13 protein-coding genes and 1 tRNA gene are annotated in these 15,276 nt (G+C 59.1%); 10 read left to right on the top strand and 4 right to left on the bottom strand.

The genetic code is table 11. From position 1 onward, the window contains the following. A partial coding sequence (locus AAC126_RS03560; protein WP_339850141.1) for a PLP-dependent aminotransferase family protein occupies window positions 1-885 on the top strand: 885 nt, incomplete at its 5' end. A gap of 89 nt (window positions 886-974) precedes the next feature. After that, window positions 975-1,805, top strand: coding sequence for an amidohydrolase family protein (locus tag AAC126_RS03555; RefSeq protein WP_339850139.1), 831 nt, complete (start codon window positions 975-977; stop codon window positions 1,803-1,805). 9 nt (window positions 1,806-1,814) lie between these two features. Here AAC126_RS03555 and AAC126_RS03550 read toward each other — a convergent pair whose 3' ends face one another. Beyond that, window positions 1,815-3,854: a methyl-accepting chemotaxis protein gene (locus AAC126_RS03550; RefSeq protein WP_339850136.1), complete on the bottom strand. Its 2,040-nt coding sequence runs from the start codon at window positions 3,852-3,854 to the stop codon at window positions 1,815-1,817. A gap of 206 nt (window positions 3,855-4,060) precedes the next feature. On the opposite strand from AAC126_RS03550, the gene AAC126_RS03545 reads away from it, so the two are divergent. Then, window positions 4,061-4,429, top strand: coding sequence for a cupin domain-containing protein (locus AAC126_RS03545; protein ID WP_339850134.1), 369 nt, complete (start codon window positions 4,061-4,063; stop codon window positions 4,427-4,429). A gap of 352 nt (window positions 4,430-4,781) precedes the next feature. On the opposite strand, the gene AAC126_RS03540 is transcribed toward AAC126_RS03545, so the two are convergent. Continuing rightward, a complete protein-coding gene (locus tag AAC126_RS03540) occupies window positions 4,782-5,498 on the bottom strand; it encodes a YaeQ family protein (RefSeq protein ID WP_339850132.1) in 717 nt (238 codons plus the stop codon). Window positions 5,499-5,606: 108 nt separating this feature from the next. After that, window positions 5,607-5,680, bottom strand: a tRNA-Gln gene (locus AAC126_RS03535). Window positions 5,681-5,935: 255 nt separating this feature from the next. Here AAC126_RS03535 and AAC126_RS03530 point away from each other — a divergent pair. Further along, window positions 5,936-6,913: an NAD-dependent epimerase/dehydratase family protein gene (locus AAC126_RS03530; RefSeq protein ID WP_339850129.1), complete on the top strand. Its 978-nt coding sequence runs from the start codon at window positions 5,936-5,938 to the stop codon at window positions 6,911-6,913. A 9-nt stretch (window positions 6,914-6,922) separates the two neighbouring features. On the opposite strand, the gene AAC126_RS03525 is transcribed toward AAC126_RS03530, so the two are convergent. After that, window positions 6,923-7,918 (bottom strand): LysR family transcriptional regulator, encoded by a 996-nt coding sequence (locus AAC126_RS03525; RefSeq protein WP_339850127.1) that lies wholly within the window; start codon window positions 7,916-7,918, stop codon window positions 6,923-6,925. A gap of 206 nt (window positions 7,919-8,124) precedes the next feature. Here AAC126_RS03525 and AAC126_RS03520 point away from each other — a divergent pair, with 206 nt between their 5' ends. From AAC126_RS03520 to AAC126_RS03495, 6 genes are all read left to right on the top strand, one after another. Then, window positions 8,125-10,119, top strand: coding sequence for a ligand-gated channel protein (locus AAC126_RS03520; protein ID WP_339850126.1), 1,995 nt, complete (start codon window positions 8,125-8,127; stop codon window positions 10,117-10,119). A gap of 83 nt (window positions 10,120-10,202) precedes the next feature. Next, window positions 10,203-11,141 (top strand): siderophore ABC transporter substrate-binding protein, encoded by a 939-nt coding sequence (locus AAC126_RS03515; protein WP_339850125.1) that lies wholly within the window; start codon window positions 10,203-10,205, stop codon window positions 11,139-11,141. A 91-nt stretch (window positions 11,142-11,232) separates the two neighbouring features. Next, window positions 11,233-12,195: an iron chelate uptake ABC transporter family permease subunit gene (locus AAC126_RS03510; RefSeq protein WP_339850123.1), complete on the top strand. Its 963-nt coding sequence runs from the start codon at window positions 11,233-11,235 to the stop codon at window positions 12,193-12,195. After that, window positions 12,185-13,156 carry an iron chelate uptake ABC transporter family permease subunit gene (locus AAC126_RS03505; RefSeq protein WP_339850122.1) on the top strand — a complete coding sequence of 324 codons (972 nt, stop codon included), beginning with the start codon at window positions 12,185-12,187 and terminating at the stop codon, window positions 13,154-13,156. The genes AAC126_RS03510 and AAC126_RS03505 overlap by 11 nt, the downstream gene beginning before the upstream one ends. Next, window positions 13,153-13,911, top strand: a complete 759-nt coding sequence (locus tag AAC126_RS03500) for an ATP-binding cassette domain-containing protein (RefSeq protein ID WP_339850119.1) — start codon at window positions 13,153-13,155, stop codon at window positions 13,909-13,911. The genes AAC126_RS03505 and AAC126_RS03500 overlap by 4 nt, the downstream gene beginning before the upstream one ends. Before the next feature lie 361 nt (window positions 13,912-14,272). Further along, window positions 14,273-15,229, top strand: a complete 957-nt coding sequence (locus AAC126_RS03495) for a Ppx/GppA phosphatase family protein (RefSeq protein ID WP_339850117.1) — start codon at window positions 14,273-14,275, stop codon at window positions 15,227-15,229. The last annotated feature ends 47 nt before the right edge of the window (window positions 15,230-15,276 follow it).

Here is a 15,276-nt window from a genome sequence, read left to right as displayed (position 1 = left end):
CCCGAGGAAGTCCTGCTCACGCTCGGCGCCCAGAACGCCATCTGGATCTGCACACAGTTGCTGCTCACAGAGGGGCGCACAGCGGTCATCGAGAATCCCTGTTATCCCGGTCTCAGAAAAGTGCTGCAGCACAGTTCTTGTCGGACTGTCCCGGTCGATGTCGACGAGAATGGCCTGCCGCCGGAACGGCTGCCCGAGCAGCTCAGCGTTGTTTTCACGACGGCAAGCCATCAGTGCCCGACAAACACAACGATGCCGATGAGCCGCCGGCTGGAGTTGTTGCGGCGGTCATCCGAGCGGAATTTCATCATCGTCGAGGACGATTATGAGTTCGAGATGTCCTTCGCCCAGCAGCCGACACCGGCGCTCAAGTCGCTCGATCGCGCCGGTTCCGTGGTCTATATCGGATCCTTTTCAAAATCCCTGTTTCCCGGTCTGCGGCTTGGCTACCTCGTCGCCTCGCCGAGCTTTATCCGGGAGGCGCGGGCGCTTCGGGCGATGGTGCTGCGGCATCCGCCCGGAAGCGTGCAGCGCACGACCACGTATTTCCTCTCCCGCGGCTATCACGACAGCATGGTCAATCGCATCGGCAAGGCCTATGGCCGCCGCCGCGCCGTGATGGAAAAGGCGATCAGTGAGTGTGGTCTCGAGGTGGCTGGAACCGGCGGTTTCGGCGGCTCCAGTTTCTGGATGAAGGCGCCGGATGGTGTCGATACAGCGGAGCTGGCACTCTCCCTGCGTGAACAGGGCGTCCTGATCGAGCCGGGGCAGACCTTCTTTGATGCCGCGGAAGGCAATGTCCAATATTACCGCCTGGCCTATTCCTCAATCCCGTCCGCACGCATCGCGGAGGGGATTGAGCGCATCGCAGCAGCACTGGCCTGACCGACCCGCCTGTATTGTAAGGCCGGCTGTCGAGGTAGTGTGAGCCAGGGTGATGATCATCTGGCAGAAAACGACCGGAGGGGGGAACTGTGGAAATCGTCGACGCGCAAATTCATCTCTGGGCGACCGGCTTGCCGAGTAACATGGCGCATTGGCAAATCACGTCCTTCTCAGCAGCCGAAGCGATTGCGATGATGGACGAGGCTGGTGTCGATGCCGCCGTGATCCATCCGCCGTCCTGGGACCCGGGGGCGACCGACCTGGCGATGGCCGCAACCCGCAGCTATCCTGGCCGGTTCGCCATCATCGGCGCTGTCGATCTCGGCCAGCCGGAGCAAAGCCGGACCGCGATGGAAACCTGGCGCGGCCAGACCGGTATGCTCGGCCTGCGCTGCATGTTTCTGGAAGGTGAGGACCGCCGCCGCCTCCATGCGGGCGAGCTTGACTGGTTCTGGGCCGCCGCCGAGAGGTTCGGCATTCCGGTGACGACTCTGGCTACGGGATCGCTCGACCTGTTGGGGGACGTCGCCGACCGTCACCCGGGGCTGCGGCTGACCATCGACCATCTGGGCGGCATGGGCGGTAACACGACCCTCAAGGATGCCGCCGCCATGACCCACATGCCGGCGCTTCTGAAGCTTGCCAACCTGCCGAATGTCGCGGTCAAGGCGACCGGCGCGCCGGGCTATACAGCCGAGGCCTATCCGTTCCCGGCAATGCAGACCTACCTGCGGCAAATCTTCGATGCATTCGGGCCAGACCGCATGTTCTGGGGCACCGACATTTCCAAAATGCCCTGCTCCTGGAGGCAGTGCGTCACCCTGTTCACGGAGGAGCTGCCCTGGCTGCGCGGTGATGACCTCACCCGGGTCATGGGGGGTGGGGTGCGTGACTGGTGGGGATGGCCTGCGTCGATGTGAGCCGGGAAGCTAAATGTCTTTGAATTTCTTGAGGAAAGCATCGATCGCTTCCGTGACTTTCTTTTCGGCATCATCGACGCTTTGCATCTGTTGCATCACGTCTCTTGCCGCAACGGCCGCACCGGCTGATGCTGTTTCAACGCCCCCGATATTTTCATCTACAGCGGATACGCGCTGGGCCGTGTCCGACATGTTGCCGGTAATCTCCGACGTGACGGCGCCTTGCTCTTCGGCGACGGTTGACATGGACGTTGCCTGATCACGGACAAGCCCGATGGCATGAGTGATACCGCGAATGGCGGAAACATTAGCCTGCACAGCCATGGTGACATTGTCGACTTCTGTGCTTATTTCCTCGGTGGAACTGGTTGTCTGGGTTGCAAGTTTTCTGACCTCTTCCGCGACAACAGCAAACCCGCGCCCGGCATCACCTGCCCGGGCCGCCTCAATAGAGGCGTTCAGGGCAAGCAGGTCCGTTTTGTTGGCAATGTCCTTGATTAAGGTGACCACACCGGTGATGCGTTGTGTCGCGGTTTCCAGATGCTGGAGCGAAGACGATGCCAGGTTCGCCCTTTCGGACGCATCATCGGTAAGGCTTGAGGTTTTCGTCACGCCTTTGACAACCTCTTGAATAGAGGATGCCATCTGGTCCATCGCGGCCGCGACGAGGGTGACGTTTTGAGCTGCTGCAACCGAGTTTTCTTTGACAACGGAGCCCTGGCGGCTTGTCGCTTCGGCCGTTGTGACCATCGATTCCGCTGCAATCTTGGACTGCTTGGACGCTTTGTGCAGGGCATTCATCGCGCCGACGACGATTTCATGAAAATCCCTGCCGAGCGCCTGAACAGGGCGCAGGAGATAAACACTCAATCCATAACCGCATGCCAGGATGAGCAGGCTGAACGCACCAAGTCTGATAAGAGCGTCGCGGACCGAGGCATAGGCATCCGCCAAGGCCTCTTCATCCGAGACAGAGAGGATGATTTTCCAGTCAAGTCCGGGAAGGCTCACCTGCTCAAACCCGGCGATTACCGGTACATCTCTGTGATTTTTCGCGGCAATAAGCCCTTGCGAGCTGCCAAGGGCCCTCGTGATAACTTCGCTGGACAAAGATGAGCCAATCTCCAGATTGGCGGCGTTCTCCGGGACGGACCGGAGTTGCCCGTTTGACCCGATAAGGAAAGTTTCGGCGGTCTCGAAGCCGGCAATTGCCTTGTTTACGATGGTGTTGATGCGATCAACCGGCATCTGGAAAGCAATAATACCGACCAATTGGCCCTTGTCCTTGAGAGGAGCAAGCAGGAATGAGGCATCCTGATTGTATGATGGCTCGTAGGGTTCAAAATCTACAAAGACGAGGTCATCCGAATTATTTTGAATAATTTGTTGAACAGCATGTCCAAAGGCTGAATCGCTGTAAGGGCCGTCAACGAAGGACGTCCCGTAATCGAGTTCTTTGAAGACAGAATAGACGATACGGCCTTCTTTGGGTTCGAACAGGAAGATGTCGTAGAACGCGAATTCTTCCAGATATTCTTTAAAAAATGGGTGATAGGTCTCGTGCAGGCTTGAGTATCTGCTCGTGTCGCCAGCCGTCATAAGGAGGTGTTTTTCACCAATTTTTCGGGGATTGTCCGAAATGTAAAGGTGTTGAAGCTTCTCCGCGACCGGGTCGATCTTCATCCATCGGTCCAGATCGGCTGACGTTGCCCCTGTCGTGTTTTCCTGTTGATAGACATAGCGCTCCCTCAGACTTTGGGGGCGCATGGCATCATCTTCAGACGTGTCCAGCTGCTCAACAGCGGCGGTAAAATCCCGTACCGCGTCAGTGACGACGGGGTTTATTGCAAGCGTCCTGGCAATGCTGAGAAGAGTGCCAAAATAGGTTTCGACCATCTCGCCTTTCAGGTCGATGACGGAGGCGATTTCTGCCCGGGCCGCTTCTTCGGCCACGTTGTACATGCGGGAGATATCGAACACGGAACTTACGAACATGGGCAGGATGCCCGCTGCCAGCAATGCGCCCATGATCTTGTGTTTGAACTTCATCGCTGATGGACCACGTCCTGATTTTTGCCAAGCGTATCTACCTAGCAGATTTCGGGGTGCCATTAACACAATAAGTCGGTGATTTTGCCCCGGATGGCGGTCGGTGATGAATGCAAATACCGGACACGCTTTCTGTGGCTATTTCCAGGCCGCTTGAGCGATGCTTAGCCTGTGATTTTATGTGTCCCCAATCGACGGAATATCCAATGACCAATCTTGTGTCACTTACACTCTCTCCTTCTTTCGCGCCGAGCGAGAACGGCCCACTGCCCGAGCGTCTTGTCGAGGGCAATCCTGTCTTCCGTACCTGGGAGCTCGATTCCGCGCTCGCCGAAGCCGCCAAATGGGGGCAGATCCGCACTGGTATCTGGGAGTGCACGCCGGGGACGTACCGCGCGATCAAGGGCGACAGTTACGAGTTCTGCTATATTCTCTCGGGACGCCTGCAACTGACCGAAGATGACGGCGAAACTCGGGAATTCGCGGCCGGGGACAGTTTCGTCATGAAGCCCGGTTTCTCCGGCAACTGGCAAACCCTGGAGACGGTTCGAAAGATCTGGGTTGTCGCGAGCTGAACTGCTCGACGGCTTCTTGCTGCGGCAGCCTTCAAGCTGCCGCAGCAAAACTTTCAGCCGCAACCGGGCCGCCGTGTTGAACGAATAGCGTCAACGCGCAAAGGTATCATCAGTTTACGCTTGAGGATCGGGTCGCCTTGCCCTGCTTCATGAATCCGGGCAAGCGGCGCAGGCCGCCAGTGACCGGGACCGGGTGAAGGCTCTGGAACGCGAGGTGAAGGAGCTTCGCCGCGCCAACGAGATCCTGCGCAAGGCTTCGGCATATTTTGCGCAATTTCAGAGGTATATGCCAAAATTCCCTGCAAACAGTACTGACCAGCTAAAGTCCGGCTTTGCGGCGAGCCCGCGTGGATTACGCAGCACTCTTCCATTTGAGCGGGGTCATGTAGACGATGCTGTCAGCTACACTGACCATCACATCGCCGTCCTGAATATTGATCTGGAGCCTCATCGCGCGGCTTGCCAGTTTTGCCAGTTCGCCTGTGTCTTTCTCGGAAAAATTTATCACTTGAAGGTTCTCAAAACGGGTGGTGCTCTTTTTTATCTTGTCCCACCAGATCTCGGCCGTTCTGCCATAAGGATAGATAATCACCTTGCCGGCCTTGCCACAGGATTGACGCACCACCTTCTCGCTGGGAAGCCCCAGGGCCACCCACACATCAAGCGCGCCATTCAAGCTTTTCTGCCAAATGTCGGGCTCGTCATCCGTTGACAGCCCCTTTGTCATTTCCAGATTCTCATGGGCATTTAGCGCAAAGGCGACAATGCGCACCATCAGCCGTTCATCCGTCTCAGATGGATGTTTTGCCACGGTCAATTTATGGGTCTCATAATAATGACGATCCATGTCGGAGACCGAAAGCTCAACTTTGTAAATGGTGGCATTTTGCGCCATGATTTGCCCCAAATCTTCGAAGATTGCGATGCTTACAGGGTCTGGTGACCTTGTGAAAGCAGATAAAGGGGCCGCGACGGCGTTGTTAGACCAGTCCGGCTTGAGGCGCGAACTATCGGTTCGTAGATTCTTCAAAGCGTTGAGGAACCCGCACTTTGGCAGGAAAGCTTCCACCTGCGCACCTATCGGGTAGTGAAATTCCGCAGCGTCCGGCAACGCTGAGCGGAGTAATCACTTCGCCTGCCGGATAGCACGGTCGAAAAATCAATGAGGTCGGAAGAGTGGCTGGGGGACCTGGATTCGAACCAGGACTGACGGAGTCAGAGTCCGCAGTTCTACCGTTAAACTATCCCCCAACGGGACCGTCGCATCGAGTGCGTTCGCGGCAGGGGGCGGAAATTAGCGAGCTTGCTTGCGGATGGCAAGTGCCAAAATTGCCCCTGGCGATATGCATTGTTCAAATACCCTGAAAGCCGCTGGAACCGGGCATCCGTGCTTTGCCAGGGTGGTCACACTTTCTACACTTTCACGCCATAGAATCCGTATGATGGATGTTTTTCCGCATGGCTTTCTGCCGTGCGCTTGGAGTCGATGAAAGTGGAAATCTCCGTATGAAACAGGTTCTCGTGCTCGGGGCGGGCGGCTTTATCGGCAGCCATCTGGTGCATCGCCTTAAAGCCGAGGGAAGCTGGGTGCGGGGTGTTGACCTGAAGCATCCGCGTTACGCCAGGACCGAAGCCGACGATTTCGTCGTCGCGGATCTGCGAGAGCCGGCCAATGTCCGGGCGGTGATCGACCGGAAGTTCGATGAAGTCTACCAGCTTGCGGCGGATATGGGCGGCGCCGGGTATATTTTCACCGGCGATCATGATGCCGACGTCATGCACAATTCGGCGGCGATCAACCTGAATGTCGTCGATATCTGCAACAGGCACGGCATCAAGCGGGTGTTCTATTCCTCCTCGGCCTGCATTTACCCGCAGGAAAACCAGCAGGATCCGGACAACCCGAACTGCCGCGAGGACAGCGCCTATCCGGCCAATCCGGACAGCGAATATGGCTGGGAGAAGCTTTTCAGCGAGCGGCTCTATCTCTCCTACAAGCGCAATCACGGTCTGGAATGCCGGATTGCCCGTTTTCACAATATCTTCGGCCCGGAAGGCTCCTGGAGCGATGGCCGGGAGAAGGCACCGGCGGCGATCTGCCGGAAAGTCGCCGAGGCGCCGGATGGCGGCGAGATCGAAATCTGGGGCGACGGCGAGCAGACCCGGTCCTTCCTCTATATCGACGAATGTCTGGAGGGGGTGCTGCGGCTGACCCGCTCCGGATTCGCGGGACCGGTCAATATCGGCTCGGACGAGATGGTCAGCATCAACCGGCTGGTCGACATGGTTTGCGACATTGCGGGCAAGAAACTGACGAAGCGCCACGTGCCGGGGCCGCTTGGCGTGCGTGGCCGGAATTCCGACAACAGCATGATCCGGGCGGAGCTGGGATGGGCGCCGAGCGCGGCTTTGCGAGAGGGGCTGGAGAAAACCTATGAATGGGTGGCGGACAAAGTGGCACGGCAGGAGGCCGACCCGCTCTAGAGCTGCCTGCTAGGCGATTTTGCTGCGCATGACGGGCACATGAAGGCTGCCATTATTCCCTGCTGTTTCTGTTTCCGCCCCGGTGATGTTGTGCGCCGGTGAATGGGGTGCCCAGTCCCCGGGAATTGCCGCGCGGATATGCTCGATGAAGGCAAGCGACCGGCGGGGAAGCTGGGTATCCGGATAAAGCAGACGGACCGCGAGCGGTGCCGCGTGCCAGTCCGGCAGGCAGGGAACCAGTGTGCCCGGGTGATAGTGGCTGCGCTTCTTGACCATCCAGTGCGGCAACAACCCGATACCATGCCCGCTGACGATGGCATCCCCCTGTAGTGCCATGCGGTCCACCTGTATCTGGGAGACGGGCAGCGTCACGGAGTATTTCCCTTCCCGGGAGTGGCGCAGGGTCAGGCCGTCGCCGCTGTCGCCGAGAAGATCGACCCATTTATGGTGGGAAAGTTCCCTCGGGTGCCGGGGCGCACCCTGGCGGGCCAGATAATCGGGATGGGCGAACAGTCCCCGGGTGAGCCGGCCGAGCGTCTCCTGACGCAGGCGAATCTCTTCCGGCACGGGACCAAGCCAGATGCAGACGGTGTCCTTGCCATCCATCGCCGGCAACTCGGTATTGGTCCGCAGAGCGATTCGCACATGCGGATACCGCGCGATGAAGCGTTCCATCTGTTTTGCGAACCAGCCCCTGATCAGGCCTTCATGGACATGCAGCGTCAGGTCCCCGCTGACTTCTTTCCTGAGATCGCTCAGGGTCTCGCGGCTGTCCTCGGTGAGTTTCAGGATCGCCCGGGAATATTTCTCGAAGACGAGTCCGGCTTCGGTCGGAACCATGCGGTTGGCGTCCCGGCGCAGCAACTGATGGCCGACCTGACCTTCCAGATCCTTCAGGCGCCGGCTCACGGTCGATTTGGGCAAGCCGAATTCCCGTGCCGTTGCGGTCTGGCTGCCGTGCCGGATGACGGAATTGAAGATATCGAGTGCTTTCAGGTCATACATCGCTTGGCTCGCTTGCGGCGTCTTTCGTGGCGAGCTGATCCCCATGCGTGATTTTTGACCGGCCCTGCCTGTGCAGGAAGGGCGAGGAGGGATGTTCCATTTTTTGCAACGCGCCGTGCCACGGTTCTTGGTTGAATGATAAAATTGCGAATGATTTACATTAGCAATATTGATTTCAAATGTCTTGCATTGGCTGGAGTAATTGCATGTTGGGGAGCGAGCTTTTGCGCCTGAACCGGGGCGTGCGCCTGGGGAGCACACTACCACTTGTCGCCGGGACTGTTGCTGCAATTGTAACGACATCGGCCTTGGCCCAGGAAAAAGTCAAGATCGAGCCGATTGTTGTCACGGCATCCGGGCACGAACAGGAAGTGAAAGACGCGCCGGCGTCGATCAGCGTTATCACCCGGGAGACCTTGGAAAGCCACCAGTACAAGAACATCACGGATGCCCTGCGGGACGTTCCCGGTGTGATCGTGACCGGCGGCGGGTCGGGCGATAATGGAGCGGATATCAGCATTCGCGGCATGTCTTCTTCCTACACGCTGATTCTGGTCAACGGGCAGCGGGTGGACACGCGGGAAAGCCGGCCGAACGGCAGTGCGGGGTTCGAACAGAACTGGCTGCCGCCCCTGCAGGCGATCGAGCGCATCGAAGTCGTCCGCGGGCCGATGTCGACACTCTACGGATCCGACGCAATCGGCGGCGTCATCAACGTGATCACGCGCAAGGTGCCGCAGAAGCTCGAAGGAGCGATCCAGGCCGATGCGCTTCTGCAGCAGGACAGTGCCTCTGGAAATGCCTACCAGAGCAATTTCTACCTCGCGAGTCCGCTGAGCGAGGACCTTCTGGGGCTGCAACTTTACGGCCAGTACAGTACGCGAGAAGAGGACGACATTCTCAACGGGTATGAGGACCGGGAGCACAAGACCGTCACGGCGCGCCTGACGCTGACGCCGACCCCGGATCACGATCTGACGCTTGAGGCGGGTGTATCCGAGCAGCATCGTGAGGGGACGGTCGGTAAGACTGTTGCGTCATCCGGCTGCCGGGGCGGTTGTGTGGACAGCGACAATACCTACACTGAGACGCACTTCTCTCTCGCGCATGCCGGGCGGCTGTCTTTCGGCAATGTCGACAGCCACATCAAGCGGGAGATTTCCGACAATCAGGGCCGGGATATCGAGATCACCAACACGACGGCGAAGACCAGTCTGTGGATGCCGTTCGGCGATCACCTGGTCACGGTTGGCGGTAATTACGGCCTGGAAGAGCTGGACGATGCCACGACCAATCAGATTTCCGACCGGACGCAGGTGGATATGGTCCAGTACGCAGCCTTTGCGGAAGACGAATGGCTGGTTCTGCCGGATGTCTCCCTGACCGGTGGCGTGCGTCTGGATTTCAACGAGGATTACGGCGCCAATCTGAGTCCGCGTCTCTATGGCAATTGGAACATCTCTGAAAACTGGACGCTGAAAGGTGGTGTTTCCAGCGGCTACAGGTCGCCGAACCTCCGGGAAATCACGCCGGACTGGGGACAGGTCAGCCGTGGCGGCAATGTCTACGGCAACCCTGATCTCGAGCCGGAAACCTCTCTCAGCAAGGAGATCGGTGTCATCTATTCGGGGCGTTCGGGAATCGAGGCGAGTGTCACGGTCTTCCATAATGCCTTCAAGGACAAGATCACCCGGATCGCCTGTCCGACGACGATCTGCGCGGATGGCCCAAACCAATTCGGATCCGATCCAACCTACCGGATCAATATCGACGAGGCGGAGACGCAGGGCATCGAAGTGTCCCTCGCAGGCGACCTGACCGATACGGTCTCGCTGTCCGGGAGCTACACCTTCACGCAGTCCGAGCAGCTCAGCGGCGACTATAAGGGGGAGCCCCTGACCCAGTTGCCGAAGCATCAGGCGACGGCTCAGGTCGATTGGCGGGCAACGCCGCAATTGCGGCCCTGGGCGCGGGTGACCTTCCGTGGCGAGGAAAGCCAGCCGACCACGGGTCCCTCCAGCAGTTCGACCGTTGCGCCGTCCTACACCTTCCTCGATATCGGTGTGAGCTACGATCTGAGCGAGAATGTTCAGGTCAATCTCGCTGGCTATAACCTGACCGACAAGCGGATAACCTATGACGAGTACGGCTATGTCGAGGATGGGCGCCGTGTCTGGTTCAGCATGACGGCAAAGTTCTGATTTCCAAATTTGCCTCTTTTGATAAAGGGGAGGGAGAACCATTGTTGGTTCTCCCGATTGTTCAGCCGCAAAGGAGATATCCCTTGTTTTCAACCATGCGCCGCAGCGTCCTTGCCTGCGCAACCATTCTGGCCGTGACAGTCGGGGCGCCCGTCGCCTTTGCCCCCGCCGCCTTTGCCGAAGACATTGTCATCGAGCACACAAAGGGCACGACAACGCTGCCGGGGATCCCGAAAAAGGTCCTGGTCTTCAATCTCGGTGTGCTGGACGTGCTGGACGCAATTGGCGTCGAGGTCGCTGGCGTTCCCGGCGGGCCAAAGCCGAAGCATCTGGCCAAATATGCATCCGGCAGCTACCTGAATGTCGGCTCCCTGTTCGAGCCGGATTACGAAGCCATTGTTGCCGCCGAGCCTGATCTGGTGATCGTCGGCGGGCGCTCTTCCAGAAATTATGACGACCTGGCGAAAATTGCGCCGACGATCGATCTCTCCGCCAGTTGGGAGAATCATATTGGCGATGCCAAGAAAAACGCCCTGACTGTCGGGAAGATCTTCGACAAGGAAGCCGAGGTGCAGGCCCTGGTGGACAAGCTTGAAAGCTCCACGGCGGAGTTGCAGGCGCTTGCCGGCAAGGCGGGCACCGCGCTTGCGATGATCACGACCGGCGGCAAGATGAGCGCGCATGGCAAGGGATCGCGCTTCACGGTTCTCTATGATGTCTACGGCTTCAAGCCGGCGGTCGAGGATCTGGGCACGGGGCTGCATGGTCAGCCGATTTCGTTCGAATTCCTTCTCGAAACGGATCCCGACTGGCTGTTCGTGGTGGACCGGGATGCGGCTATCGGCCGTGAGGGACAGTCGGCGGCGGCAATGCTGGATAACGAGATCATCCACAAGACCAAGGCCTGGAAAGCAGGGCATATTGTCTATGTGGATTCGGGGAACTGGTATCTGGCCGGTACAGGTCTTCAGGCTTTGCAGATGAATGTCGATGAGATTGCAGCGGCTCTGAAAGCCAAATAGTCTCTCCGACATCTTGGTTAAATCGGGTAGATAGGCCGTCCTGGGACGGCCTATCTGCGTCCGTGACCTTTGCATCGAGCCGAAGAGTGCCTTGAAGTATTTTGTTTTAGCCTGCCTCTGCGTGGTTGCTCTGGGCGTTCTCAGTCTCTTCATCGGTGTCAGTGATGTGACGCCGGCGACGCTTCTGGATCCGGCGACATCGGCGCATGCCTTCGAGATGCTGATGGTCAGCCGTGTGCCGCGCACGCTGGCGCTGGTGCTCGCCGGGGCGGCACTTTCGGTTGCCGGACTGATCATGCAGATGCTGGTGCGCAATCGTTTCGTCGAGCCGTCGACGGCGGGAACCGTCGAATCCGCGAGCCTTGGCCTGCTCGTGGTGATGTTGCTGGCGCCCGGTTTGCCGGTCATCCTGAAAATGCTCGTGGCCGCCGCCTTTGCCTTGGCCGGTACGGCTGTCTTTCTGGGCATCCTCCGGCGGGTGCCGCTGAGAAGCGAATTCATCGTGCCGCTGATCGGGATCATGCTGGGCGGTGTGATCGAAGCCGGAACAAACTTCGTCGCGTACCGATATGACCTGCTTCAATCCCTCAACGCCTATATGATCGGTGATTTCTCGGCGATTTTGCGCGGGCGGTACGAGCTGCTCTGGATTTCATTCGGCCTGACCTGCGTCGCCTATATTGCGGCGGACAGGTTTACCGTCGCCGGGCTGGGGCAGGATTTCACGACCAATCTGGGCCTCGATTACCGCAAGGTGATGGCCCTCGGGATGGTGATCGTATCCCTGGTGACGGCCACCGTGGTTGTGACGTGCGGCGTCATTCCGTTCCTCGGCCTCGTCGTGCCGAACATCGTCCGGCTCGTCATCGGGGATCACCTGCGGCGCACGCTGCCCTGGGTCGCGCTGCTCGGAGCGGCGCTTGTCATTTCCTGCGATATTGTCGCCCGGCTTGTCATTGCGCCGTATGAAATTCCGATCGGCACGATCATGGGCGTGATCGGCAGCGGTCTGTTCCTCTATTTCCTGCTGCGGAGGCGCGGGCATGGGGAATGAGGCAAGGAAGCTGTGGACACTGGCCTTCGCGCTGACGCTCCTGGCGGGGCTTGCGTGTCTGTCGGTGGTCTTTTTCATGACGGTGGGCGTGAAGGGGAACTGGGGCTTTATTCTGCCCTTCCGGGGCATGAAAGTCGCGACCATGGCGCTGGTCGGCTACGCGATCGCGGTTTCCACCGTGCTGTTCCACACGATCACGGGAAATCGCATCCTGACGCCCTCGATCATGGGCTTCGATGCGCTTTTCATCCTGATTCAGACGAGCATCGCCTTCTTCTTCGGGGCGACATTCCTGACCGGTTTGCCGCCGAGCGGCCTGTTTCTGATCCAGACCGCCGCGATGACACTCTTTGCCGGTCTTCTGTTCAGCTGGCTGTTCCGGGGCGGGGTGCGTGAGCTGCACCTGATGCTGTTGAGCGGGATCATCTTCGGCCTCCTGTTCCGGAGCCTGTCGGCCTTCTTCCGCCGGGTGATTGATCCGGACGAGTTTCTCATTCTTCAGGATACCCTGTTCGCGAGTTTCAACAGGGCGAACCCGGAGCTCCTGTCGGTTGCCCTGATCCTTGTCCTGCTGGTCTCCCTGGCCGCTTGGCGGCTGCGGAATGTTTTCGACGTGATGGCGCTCGGGCGCGAGACCGCGATCAATCTTGGCGTGAACCACCGCCGCATGGTGACGGTGACGCTCGCCATGGTCACTATTTTGGTGTCGGTCTCAACGGCGCTTGTCGGCCCGGTAACCTTCTTCGGACTGCTCGTTGCGAACCTCGCCTACATGCTGGTTCCAAGTCACCGCCATATCCTTGTTTTGCCCGGAGCCGCGTTTTTGGCGGTGACCTGTCTGGTCGGCGGGCAGTTGTTCCTGGAGCGGGTCCTGTCCTATGACAGCGCTCTGTCGATCGTGATCGAATTTGCCGGCGGGATCGTGTTCATCGCGATGATCGTCATGAGGGGGACACGATGATCGAAGTCAGCAATGTCACGAAATCCTATGGTGGCGCGGAGGTCGTGCGCGGCGTGACGTCCAGCCTTCCGGCCAGCGGGGTGACCTCGATCATCGGGCCGAACGGTGCCGGGAAATCAACCTTCCTGTCCATGATCAGCCGGCTGCTGCCGATGTCTTCTGGCCAGGTCACGGTCGATGGCATGGATATCCTGACGGCGGATGGCGACGCGATGGCGAAAAAGCTGTCCATCCTGCGCCAGGACAATCATCTGACGGCCCGGCTGACCGTGCGGGACCTGGTGGCTTTCGGGCGTTACCCGCATTCGAAGGGGCGGCCGACCTCGGATGACCTCGCGCATGTCGAACGGTCGATTTTCTATCTCGGTCTTGAGGATCTCACGCACCGTTTTCTCGATGAACTCTCCGGCGGGCAGCGCCAGCGGGCCTTCATTGCCATGGTGCTGTGTCAGGACACGAAATATGTGCTGCTGGACGAGCCGCTGAACAATCTCGACATGAAGCATGCCGTCGCCATGATGCAGCTCTTCCGGCGTGCTGCCGACGAGCTCTCCAAGAGCATCGTTCTGGTGCTGCACGACATCAATTTCGCGTCCTGCTATTCCGATCTGATCATTGCCATGCGGGATGGCCATCTGGTCCGGCAGGGCGCGCCTGCCGAGATTGTGACCACGGCCAATATTCACGAGATTTTTGATCTTGAAGCGCGGGTTGAGAGCGTGGACGGGCGCTCCATCGTTCACTTTTATCTCTGAGTTCCGGAATGCCGAACCCGGGGAGCGCGCGTGACTGAGTGCGGGCCGGACAGGCCGGGTCCGGTTCAGCCTGCACAAAATACGGTGGTTCGTCCCCCATACTGTATGAAATTTTAGATAATCCGATTACACTCTCCGGTGAAATAGTCTCCGGATGCCGGAGACAGGCTTTTTGAAATGAGTATGCATGTCCACCGGCCGTTCGCTTTCGACGCGGCGGGGAGGACGTTCGACGGAGGGTGATCGGGAAAAAGGGCGCCTTGAACGGTTGCGGCCGTCTGAAAGGCGCGAGGTTCCGAAGTCGTCGAGCGATGCCGTCCACGCAACCCAAAAGCCAGGCCAATCGCCGGTTCTGGCGGCTGTGGATTTGGGCACGAACAATTGCCGTTTGCTGATCGCGGTCCCGTACGGCTCCGGCTTTCGTGTCGTCGACGCCTTTTCCCGCATCGTCCGGCTTGGACAAGGTCTTCAGAAAAGTCAGGAACTTTCGGAAGATGCCATGGAGCGGACGCTTCAGGCACTGAAAGTCTGTGCCCGCAAGATGGCGAAACGGAACGTCACGCTCTCCCGCATTGTGGCGACGGAAGCCTGCCGCAGGGCCCGTAATTGCGACGCCTTTCTGGAGCGGGTATCCGTCGAGACGGATCTTGAGATCGAGATCATTTCGACGGATGAGGAGGCTTCGCTGGCGTTGGCCGGCTGTCTGCCCTTGCTCAATCCGGAGATCCCCAATGCGCTGGTCTTCGATATTGGCGGCGGCAGTACCGAGCTGGTCTGGCACCGTGCGCGGAACCATGACACCCACCGCAATGGAAATGGCGCACTCGACTCGATTTCCCTGCCGTTTGGCGTTGTCACCCTGTCGGAGCGTTATGGCGGAGACCGGTTTGACCCCGCCACCTATCGCAAGATGGTCGAGGAATCCCGTGCCGCGCTGGATGATTTCGAAACCCGCTTCGGTATCGGTGCCGCGATCCGGGATGGTCTGGTGCAGATGGTCGGAACCTCGGGGACGGTGACGACGCTTGCAGGATTGCACATGAAGCTGCGCCGCTATGAGCGGAACCGGGTCGATGGCACCTATCTTGATTTCTCGGAGATGGAAGGGATTGCCGAGCATCTGGCCTCGGTCGGTTACCGGGAACGGGCCGCGATGCCATGCATCGGCTCGGAGCGGGCTGATCTCGTCGTGGCCGGATGCGCGATCCTGCAGGGCATCTGCGAGCGCTGGCCCGTGGGGCGGCTGCGGGTCGCAGACAGGGGATTGCGCGAAGGTATTCTGGTCGATCTTCTTCAGCGTGTTTTGCCTGCGGAATAGGCGGGATGGGTTGACGGGACAACCGCTTCCGGCGCACTTAAGCGGCC

This window comes from uncultured Nisaea sp. (assembly GCF_963974195.1).
Classification (GTDB): Bacteria; Pseudomonadota; Alphaproteobacteria; order Thalassobaculales; family Thalassobaculaceae; genus Nisaea.
Note: the sequence above shows the minus strand (reverse complement) of the source record. Positions and strands in the feature narration are given on the sequence as shown.

Bases quoted from the DNA above. Each gene is read 5' to 3' on its own strand.
- AAC126_RS03550 (WP_339850136.1), bottom strand. From the start codon at position 3,854: ATGAAGTTCAAACACAAGATCATGGGCGCATTGCTGGCAGCGGGCATC.
- AAC126_RS03545 (WP_339850134.1), top strand. From the start codon at position 4,061: ATGACCAATCTTGTGTCACTTACACTCTCTCCTTCTTTCGCGCCGAGC.
- AAC126_RS03530 (WP_339850129.1), top strand. From the start codon at position 5,936: ATGAAACAGGTTCTCGTGCTCGGGGCGGGCGGCTTTATCGGCAGCCAT.
- AAC126_RS03525 (WP_339850127.1), bottom strand. From the start codon at position 7,918: ATGTATGACCTGAAAGCACTCGATATCTTCAATTCCGTCATCCGGCAC.
- AAC126_RS03520 (WP_339850126.1), top strand. From the start codon at position 8,125: ATGTTGGGGAGCGAGCTTTTGCGCCTGAACCGGGGCGTGCGCCTGGGG.
- AAC126_RS03505 (WP_339850122.1), top strand. From the start codon at position 12,185: ATGGGGAATGAGGCAAGGAAGCTGTGGACACTGGCCTTCGCGCTGACG.
- AAC126_RS03500 (WP_339850119.1), top strand. From the start codon at position 13,153: ATGATCGAAGTCAGCAATGTCACGAAATCCTATGGTGGCGCGGAGGTC.